The sequence below is a fragment of the Streptomyces sp. WAC 04229 genome (genome assembly GCF_003947455.1).
GTDB lineage: Bacteria > Actinomycetota > Actinomycetes > Streptomycetales > Streptomycetaceae > Streptomyces.
Map to the genome: position 1 here is coordinate 18050 of NZ_QHJH01000086.1, position 9083 is coordinate 27132.

The 9083-nt window shown below is 70.9% G+C and carries 9 protein-coding genes; all 9 read left to right on the forward strand.

Annotation, left to right across the window (positions count from 1 at the left end):
• The first annotated feature begins 1 nt into the window (after position 1).
• Positions 2–610 (forward strand): NADH-quinone oxidoreductase subunit I, encoded by a 609-nt coding sequence (locus DMH12_RS22280; protein WP_125493265.1) that lies wholly within the window; start codon positions 2–4, stop codon positions 608–610.
• Entirely contained in the window at positions 607–1317 is a 711-nt protein-coding gene (locus DMH12_RS22285) for an NADH-quinone oxidoreductase subunit J (protein ID WP_260474283.1), read from the forward strand. Before DMH12_RS22280 ends, DMH12_RS22285 begins: the two co-directional genes overlap by 4 nt.
• Complete coding sequence (gene nuoK, locus DMH12_RS22290) at positions 1317–1709, forward strand: NADH-quinone oxidoreductase subunit NuoK (RefSeq protein ID WP_125493266.1); 393 nt, start codon at positions 1317–1319, stop codon at positions 1707–1709. The genes DMH12_RS22285 and nuoK overlap by 1 nt, the downstream gene beginning before the upstream one ends.
• Positions 1706–3700 (forward strand): NADH-quinone oxidoreductase subunit L, encoded by a 1995-nt coding sequence (locus tag DMH12_RS22295; protein ID WP_125493267.1) that lies wholly within the window; start codon positions 1706–1708, stop codon positions 3698–3700. The genes nuoK and DMH12_RS22295 overlap by 4 nt, the downstream gene beginning before the upstream one ends.
• A 6-nt stretch (positions 3701–3706) precedes the next feature.
• The gene (locus DMH12_RS22300) at positions 3707–5308 is read left to right on the forward strand and encodes a NuoM family protein (protein ID WP_125493268.1); all 1602 of its coding nucleotides are present in this window, start codon (positions 3707–3709) and stop codon (positions 5306–5308) included.
• Positions 5305–6852, forward strand: coding sequence for an NADH-quinone oxidoreductase subunit N (locus DMH12_RS22305; RefSeq protein ID WP_125493269.1), 1548 nt, complete (start codon positions 5305–5307; stop codon positions 6850–6852). Before DMH12_RS22300 ends, DMH12_RS22305 begins: the two co-directional genes overlap by 4 nt.
• Positions 6853–7112: 260 nt before the next feature.
• The gene (htpX, locus tag DMH12_RS22310) at positions 7113–7976 is read left to right on the forward strand and encodes a zinc metalloprotease HtpX (RefSeq protein ID WP_125493270.1); all 864 of its coding nucleotides are present in this window, start codon (positions 7113–7115) and stop codon (positions 7974–7976) included.
• The gene (locus DMH12_RS22315) at positions 7973–8389 is read left to right on the forward strand and encodes a YccF domain-containing protein (protein ID WP_125493271.1); all 417 of its coding nucleotides are present in this window, start codon (positions 7973–7975) and stop codon (positions 8387–8389) included. Before htpX ends, DMH12_RS22315 begins: the two co-directional genes overlap by 4 nt.
• Before the next feature lie 86 nt (positions 8390–8475).
• A complete protein-coding gene (locus tag DMH12_RS22320; RefSeq protein ID WP_125493272.1) occupies positions 8476–9066 on the forward strand; it encodes an SMI1/KNR4 family protein in 591 nt (196 codons plus the stop codon).
• Positions 9067–9083 lie beyond the last annotated feature (17 nt).

Here is a 9083-nt window from a genome sequence, read left to right on the forward strand (position 1 = left end):
CATGGCCCCCATCCCCGGCTCGGGCCTGGCCAAGGGCCTGGCCGTCACCCTCCGCACGATGACGAAGAAGACCGTCACCGAGCAGTACCCGGACGCCCCGCCCGAACTTCCGCCCCGCACCCGCGGCGTGATCGGCCTGTTCGAGGAGAACTGCACGGTCTGCATGCTGTGCGCCCGCGAGTGCCCCGACTGGTGCATCTACATCGACTCCCACAAGGAGACGGTCCCGGCGGCCACCCCCGGTGGACGCGACCGCAGCCGCAACGTCCTCGACCGATTCGCCATCGACTTCTCCCTGTGCATGTACTGCGGTATCTGCATTGAGGTCTGTCCTTTCGACGCCCTGTTCTGGTCCCCGGAGTTCGAGTACGCCGAGACGGACATCCGTGACCTCACCCACGAGCGCGACAGGCTCCGCGACTGGATGTGGACCGTCCCGGCCCCGCCGGCCCTCGACCCCGGCGCCGAGGAACCGAAGGAACTCGCCGCCGCCCGCAAGGCCGCCGACAAACTGGCGGCCCAGCAGGAGTCGGCCCTGCAGGAGTCGGCCCTGCAGGAGGCACCCGCCGCCCCCGAGCAGCCGAAGCCGGAACAGGAGGGCCGGGAATGACCCTCGCCGCGACCGTCCGCCACCTGGCCGCGGACCCCACGACCACGGCCGCCGAAGCACACGGCTTCCTCTCGCCGACCGGCGTCGAGATCGCCTTCCTCCTCGTCGGCCTGGTCACATTCGGCGCCGCCGTCCTCACCGTCACCACCCGGCAGCTCGTCCACGCCGCCCTGTGGCTGGTGGTGGCCCTCGGCGGCCTGGCCGTCGAGTACCTGTTGCTCACCGCCGAGTTCATCGCCTGGGTGCAGGTACTCATCTACGTCGGGGCGGTCGTCGTCCTCATCCTGTTCGGGCTGATGCTCACCAGGGCGCCCATCGGCCGGTCTCCGGACGCCGACTCCGGCAACCGCTGGGCGGCCCTCACCGTGGCCGTGGCCGCCGCGGCGGCCCTCGTGTGGGTCGTCATCGACGCCTTCCGCGCCACCTGGATCGACCTGGACGGCCCGGCGGCCGGCTCGACCGCCGTCACCGGAGCGAGTCTCTTCCAGAACTGGGTCCTCCCCTTCGAAGCCCTCTCCGTCCTTCTCCTCGCCGCGCTGGTCGGCGCGATCGTCCTGTCCCGCAAGGCCAAGGCGGACCGCGCCAGCGACGCGCCCGAGGCCGACGGCCTCAGGACTCACGCGTCCAGGACCGGCGGGCCCAAGATCGATGCGTCCAAGACCGACGCGCCCGCCCCGAACGCCGCGGCCAAGGGCGGTGACCGCTGATGCACCTCGCCTATCCCGCCGTCCTCTCCGCCCTCCTGTTCTGCACGGGCCTCTACGGCGTCCTGGCCCGCCGCAACGCGATCCTGGTCCTGATGTCGGTCGAGCTGATGCTCAACGCCGTCAACCTCAACCTGGTCGCCTTCGACGTCTGGCTCAGCAAGGCCGCCGAGGAGACCCTGCACTCCGGCCAGGCCCTGACCCTGTTCACGATCGCCATCGCGGCCGCCGAGATCGGCATCGGCCTGGCGATCGTGCTCGCCGTCCACCGCAACCGCGGCACCGCCGACATCGACAGACTGCGCGACACCGCCGAGGGCCACGAGCCGGCCGACCCCGACACCGACAACCCCGCGACCGGGACGGCCGCCGAGAAGGCTGAGGCCACCGCGTGACCACGACCACCCTCGCCGTACTCGTCCCCCTCCTACCCTTCCTCGGAGCCGCCGCCGGCCTCCTGCTGGGCCGCACGGCGCCCGGCTTCGTCCGCCCACTGGCCGTCCTGCCGACCCTGGCCGCCCTCGTCCTCGCCGTCCTGGTCGCCTCCCGCCAGGGCGGTGGCCGGGCCGTGGACGCCGCCACGGAGCTGACGCCCACCGGTTCCGTCCCCGTCGAACTCGCCCTGCACATCGACGGCTTCGCCGCCCTCGTCGCCGTCCTGGTCGGCACCGTCGCCACCTGCGTGCAGATCTACTCGACGGGCTACCTGCGCGACGACCCGCGCTACCCCTCGTACGCCGCGCTCGTCTCCCTGTTCACCTCCGCCATGTTCCTCGTCGTCTACTCCGGCGACCTGATGGTGCTGCTGGTCGGCTGGGAAATCATGGGCATCTGCTCGTACTTCCTGGTCGGCCACTACTGGGAGACCCCGGAGGCGCGCGCCGCCTCCCTCAAGGCCTTCCTGGTGACCAAGCTCGGTGACGTCCCCTTCCTGATCGGTCTGCTCGCACTGGCCACCGAGGCCGGTTCCTTCCGCATCACGAAGATCCTCGGCGCCGTCGCGAACGGTTCCCTCGACAATCCGACGCTGATCGCCCTGCTGCTCCTGGCCGGTGTGGCGGGCAAGTCGGCGCAGTTCCCGCTGCACACCTGGCTCCCCGACGCGATGGCGGGCCCGACGCCCGTCTCCGCGCTGATCCACGCCGCGACCATGGTCGCCGCCGGTGTCTACTTCGTCGCCAGGCTCCTCCCTCTCTTCGAGGCCTCACGGGCCGCGATGGTCGTCCTCGCCGTCATGGCCGCCGTCACGATGGTCGGGTCGGCGCTCGCCGCGCTCGCCCAGGACGACATCAAACGCGTCCTCGCCTACTCGACGATCGGACAGCTCGGCTACCTGACCGGAGCCCTCGCCGCCGGCGACCGAGGTGCCGCCGTCTTCCACCTCCTCACGCACGGCGCCTTCAAGGCGCTGCTCTTCCTCGCCGCCGGCGTGATCATCCACGCCGCCGGCACCAACTCGCTGGCTGCCATGTCCCGCATGAGGGGCTTGCGCGACCGCGTCCCCGACGCGTACTGGACGATGAGCGTGGCGCTGCTCGCCCTCGCCGCGATCCCTCCCTTCAGCGGCTTCTTCTCCAAGGAGTCCGTCCTCGGTGCCGCGGAGCACGTCGCGACCGGCCACACCGAGCACGCACCCGGCGCCGCGGGCTGGACGGTCCTCCTCGCCGGGCTGATCACGGCCCTGCTCACCGCCGCGTACGCGACGCGCCTGTGGCTGCTGGCCTTCCACGGGCGGGGCGCCGAAGCCCCCGACCACGGCCGGCAGCCGGTGGTCATGAACGCCGTGCTCTGGGCGCTCGCCATCCCTTCACTCGCTCTCGGCGGGCTCGCCTTCCGTCTGCTGCCCGACTGGTTCGACGGCCAGGACCTCACCCCGACCCTCACCACCTCCGTGCTCGGCACGGGCGTGGCCCTGACCGGCGGCATCGTGACCTACGCGGCTTGGCGGCACACCACCGCGTTCGCGGCGCGAGTCCCGCTCGGCGCGGTCGCGGCCCACCCGGAGGGCGACGCCGCACGGGTGGAGGCCGAGGCCATCGCCAGTCACGAGCCCGCCTACGGCAACGTCGCCTCCGCCCCCGACCCGTCGGATCCCGGACGGCTCCTGCTGGGCCCGCTGCACCGGCACGCGGCCGCCGGCTTCCACCTGGACGCGGTGTACACGACCCTCTTCGTCCGGCCCGTCCAGGCCGGCGCGAGTCTCGTGCGGTTCCTCGACCGAGAGGTCGTCGACACCTACGTACGCGGGGCGGTCGCCCTGCCCCGCTGGCTGGGGGCCGCCGTACGCCGTGCCCAGACCGGCAATGTGCAGACCTATGTGAGCGCGCTGCTCGCCGGCACCGTCGTCCTCGCGGTCGCCGCCGTCCTCGTCGCCACGGGAGCGTGAGCAGGCGTGATCGATATCAACGAGTCCGTGATGCAGTTCCTTCTGGCGTTCGTCGTCGTCGGCCCGCTTCTGGGGGCCGCCGCCGCTCTGCTGCCCGCCCCTCCCGGGCTGAAGGGGAAGTCGCCCGAGCAGGCCGTACTGCGGCACGGCGTCACCGTCACCGGCGCCGTCCTCGTCGCCGCGATCGTCCTCCTGCTCGGCTTCGACCACGACCATCCGTCGAAGATGCAGGCCAGCACGGACATCAGCTGGATCCCCGCACTCGACGTGCGCATCCACCTCGGCATCGACGGCATCTCCCTCCCCCTTCTGGTCCTGACCGCGCTGCTGACCTTCCTGTGCGCGCTCTACTCGTACTTCAAGCAGCGGCAGGAGCCGCCGACGGAGCCGCGGGTCGCGGGCCACGGCCCGAAGGGCTTCGTCGCGCTGCTGCTCGTCCTCGAGTCCGGCACCCTCGCGACCTTCGCCGCCCTCGACCTGATCCTGTTCTTCCTCGCCTTCGAGATGGTCCTCATCCCGATGTACTTCCTCATCGCCCGCTGGGGCGGCGAGGGACGGGCCGGGGCCGCCTGGAAGTTCATCCTCTTCACGCTCCTCGGCTCCGTCGTCATGCTGCTCGGCCTGCTCCTGATCGGAATCACGGCGGGCACATTCGACATGGTGGCACTCGCCACTGACAACGGCCGGTCGCTGACCACATCCGTGCAGGTCATCGCGGTTCTGGCAATCGGGATCGGGCTGGCGGTGAAGACCCCGATGTGGCCGCTGCACAGCTGGCTGCCGGACGCCCACACCGCCGCGCCGACCGTCGGCTCGGTGCTGCTGGCCGGTGTTCTGCTCAAGATGGGTACGTACGGGTTCGTCCGGATCCTGCTGCCGGTCGCGCCGGACGGATTCCGCGCCTTCGCGCCCTACCTCGCCGCCTTCGCCGTGGTCGGCATCATCTACGGCTCCCTGGCCTGCCTGGCCCTGGCCAAGAGGGGTGCGAAGGGCGACCTCAAGCGCCTCATCGCCTACTCCTCCGTCGGCCACATGGGCTTCGTCCTGCTCGGCATCGCGACCATGACCCCGACCGGCGTGAACGGCGCCCTGTTCGCCAACATCGCCCACGGCCTCATCACCGGCCTGCTCTTCTTCGTCGTCGGCGCCCTCAAGGACCGCACCGGCACCACCGACCTGGACACCCTCGCCGAGGAGACCGGCGCCGCCCTGTACGGCAAGGCGCCTCGCCTCGGCGGCCTGCTCGCCTTCGCCGCGGTCGCCTCGCTCGGCCTGCCGGGCCTGGCCGGGTTCTGGGGCGAGATGCTGGCCCTGTTCGGCGCCTTCGACCCCCACGACGACCTCAGCCGCCCCGCCTTCCTCACCTTCATGGTGATCGCCGCGTTCGGCACCCTGCTGACGGCCGCGTACATGCTGATCGTGGTCCGCCGCGTCTGCATGGGCGCCCTGCCGCGCGAAGCCCCGAGGCTCGCCGACGTACGCACGTACGAGTTCGCCGCCTGGACCCCGCTCGTCGTCCTCACCGTCGTCGCCGGGCTGTGGCCCAGGACCCTCCTCGGGCTGACCGACCCGGCCGTGCAGCAGCTCCTCTCAGGAGGCACCCGATGAGCTTCCAGGCCCACCCCCTCGCCGGGACCGCCTCGCAGCCGCTGGCCCAGAACCTCGTCCAGTCGGTCGACTGGCTCGCCATCGCTCCACCCACCATCGCGGCCGTCGTCGGACTCGTCGTCCTCGTGACCGACCTCTTCGTCAAGGACGCCCGCAAGTCGCTGCTCGGCTGGATGTCGGTCGCCGGACTCGCCGCCTCCGCCCTCATGCTGCTGCCGCTGGTGAACGGCGACCGCTCGACGTTCTGCCAGACCGTCGACGCCGACGTCTGCAGCTACACCGCGGACACCTTCACCCTCGCCATCCAGTTCCTGGTCCTGGGCGGGGCCCTCCTGACCGCGCTCCTCTCGGTCACCGCCGTCAAGGACGCCGACCGGGGACTGCCCGAGGGCGAGTTCTGGTTCCTGCTGCTCTCCTCGGCGGCCGGCGCCGCGCTGCTGCCCGCCTCCCGCGACCTCGCGACCCTGATCGTCGCCCTGGAGGTCGCCTCCCTCCCCGCCTTCGCCCTGGTGGGCCTGCGACAGGGCGACCGCCGGTCCTCCGAAGCCGCCCTCAAGTTCTTCCTGTCCTCGGTCACCGCGACCGCGGTCAGCCTCATGGGCATCAGCTTCGTGTACGCCACCACCGGCACCCTCTACCTCACCCAGGTGGCCGACCGCATCCAGAGCGTCGACGGGCAGCTCACCACGCTCGCCCAGGCCGGCGTCGTCCTCACCCTCGTCGGCTTCGCCTTCAAGACGGCCGCCGTGCCCTTCCACTTCTGGGTGCCCGACACCTACGTGGGCGCGCCCCTGCCGATCGCGGCCTACCTGTCCGTGATCGGCAAGGCGGTCGGCTTCTCCGGCCTGATCCTCGTCACGGTCATCGCCCTCCCGTCCTACGCCGACGTCTGGGGACCGGCCCTCGCGGCGCTGGCCGCGCTCACCATGACCGTCGGCAACGTCGGAGCCCTCCGGCAACAGGCCACGCGCGCGTACAGCGCGGTTCGCCTGCTCGCCTGGTCGTCCGTCGGCCAGGCCGGCTACCTCCTGGTGCCGATCGCCGCCGCCGCGTACTCCGACGCCCCCGAGCGGTCCATCGGCTCCACCGTCGCCTACGCGCTCATGTACGCCGCCGTGAACCTCGGCGCCTTCGCCGTGGCCGCCCTGGTGGGCCGTACGAGGTCCCTGAACCGCGTCGCCGACTACCGCGGCCTGTACGCGTCCAACCCCCTGACCGCCCTGCTCCTGGCGTTCTTCCTGCTCTGCCTCGCGGGACTGCCCCCCGGCATCATCGGCCTCTTCGCCAAGGTCACGGTCTTCTCCGCGGCCGTCGACGCCGGGCTCGGCTGGCTGGCCGTCGTCATGGCGGTCAACGTCGTGATCGCGCTCTTCTACTACCTCCAATGGACGGCCCAGCTGTTCCGGGCGCCCGAGGAGCCGACCGTCGGCCACCACGTCCCCGTCCCCCTCACGGCGGCGATCACCGTGACCGCGGTCCTCGCCCTCGCCCTCTCCGGTGCACCCCAGCTGATCCTCCGCTTCACCGACACCGGTCTCTTCTGAGCACGGCCGCTCCGGCACCCGCGCGTGCCGCACCCGGCTCCCACGCGCGCGTGCCGACGCCGCGGCCGTCACCCGTACGGACCAAGCGCCCCGCCGTGAGCGCCGGGGAACTGGTGGCCCTCGCCTGGCGTTGACCAGTACGGAAGGGTCCACTGGACGTGATGCCACGGCACCGGTGGCACCGGAGATCAGGAAGCAACCACAGCGAGCGAGACCAGCAAGCGAAGGGTTCCCCTGCCGCACCACTTGGAGGGCGTACCGTGCACCGCCGGCACAACGGGCTCAGGACCGCAGTACTCCTCGGAGGGCTGTCGGCGCTCATCATCGTCATCGGCAGCTTCTTCGGCCGAGCGGGGCTTGTCGTCGCCGTCCTCGTCGCCCTGGGCACCAACGCGTACGCGTACTGGAACAGCGACAAGCTGGCCCTGCGCGCGATGCGGGCCCGCCCGGTCAGCGAGTTCGAGGCCCCGGCGCTGTACCGCATGGTCCGAGATCTCTCCACGCAGGCCCGCCAGCCCATGCCGCGCCTCTACATCTCACCGACCGAGGCACCCAACGCCTTCGCGACCGGACGCAACCCGCGCAACGCGGCCGTGTGCTGCACCGAAGGGATCATGCGGCTGCTCGACGAGCGTGAGCTGCGCGGTGTCATCGGGCACGAGCTCAGTCATGTCTACAACCGGGACATCCTGATCTCGTCCGTCGCGGGCGCCCTCGCCTCAGTGATCATGTTCCTGGTCAACTTCGCCTGGCTGATCCCCATCGGACGCTCCAACGACGATGACGGACCCGGTCTGCTGGGCATGCTCCTCATCATGCTTCTCGGTCCGCTCGCCGCCACCGTCATCCAGCTGGCGATCAGCCGCTCCAGGGAGTACGAGGCCGACGCCTCCGGTGCGCAGCTCACCGGCGATCCCCTCGCCCTCGCCGGCGCCCTGCGCAAACTCGAATCGGGTACGAAGCAGCTTCCCCTGCCCCCGGAGCCCCGGATCGAGACCGCCAGCCACATGATGATCGCCAACCCGTTCCGACCAGGACAGGGGCTGTCGAAGATGTTCTCCACCCACCCGCCGATGGCGGAGCGAATCGCCCGGCTCGAAAAGATGGCAGGTCGTCAGCAGTGAAGACCATCCTCAACGTCATTTGGCTCGTGCTCAGCGGCTTCTGGCTGTTCCTCGCCTACCTGCTCGCGGGCGCGCTGCTCTGCATCACGATCATCGGCATCCCCTTCGGGATCGCGGCCTTCCGCATCGGCGTCTACGCCCTGTGGCCCTTCGGCTACACGGCGGTCGAGCGCCGGGATGCCGGAGCCCCCTCCTGCGTCGGCAATGTGCTGTGGCTGGTCCTGGCCGGCTGGTGGCTGGCCCTCGGCCACATCGTCACCGGCATCGCGCTCTGCGTCACGATCATCGGCATCCCGCTGGGCATCGCCAACTTCAAGTTGATCCCCGTCTCGCTGCTCCCGATGGGACGCGAGATCGTACGGACGGACCAGCCGTTCACGGCCACCGCGGGCGGCCGGCAGACGGGTTGGTAGAACGGGCCTGGTGTGCTCGTTGTCCACAACTTCCGGGTTGTCCACAGGCCCGGTCGCTTGTCGGTGGCGGCCTGCATGATGAATGCATGAGCGAGAACGAGCAGTTGCTGGCACGGGTGGCCGACAAGGCACGCAACACCCTCCCCTGGGGCTGGGATTCCCTGCCCGCACCCGTCGACGGGACGACCCCGTCCCGGGCCGAGGCAGCCCTGGGCTTCTCCCTCCCTCCGCTGCTCACCGAGCTGTATACGCGGATAGGGGACGGCGGGTTCGGCCCGGAGTACGGCCTGCTGCCCCTGCTCGACAACCCGCCCTCCGGCGAGCCGGCCGCCGTCACCCAGTACCTCGCCAACCGCGAGAGCGGCCTGAAGGACCCCGACTGGCCCTGGCCCGAGGGCGTCCTCCCGATATCCCACTGGGGCTGCGCGATGTACGCCTGCGTTGACTGCCGCTCCCCGGAGGGGACAGTCCTCCTCTTCGAGCCCAACGCCGACGACGCCGACCACGCCTGGTACGTCGACGCCCCGAGCCTCGCGGGCTGGCTGCACACCTGGCTCGACGGCACGGGCTGGTACGAGGAGGCCAGCGAGGGCCCGGAACCGCTCCCGTGGACCGACTTCCCCCTGCGCACGGGAAGCGGACCCACGGCGGCCGCACCCCCCGCCCAGGCGTCCTGAGAGGTCCGAGGCACAAC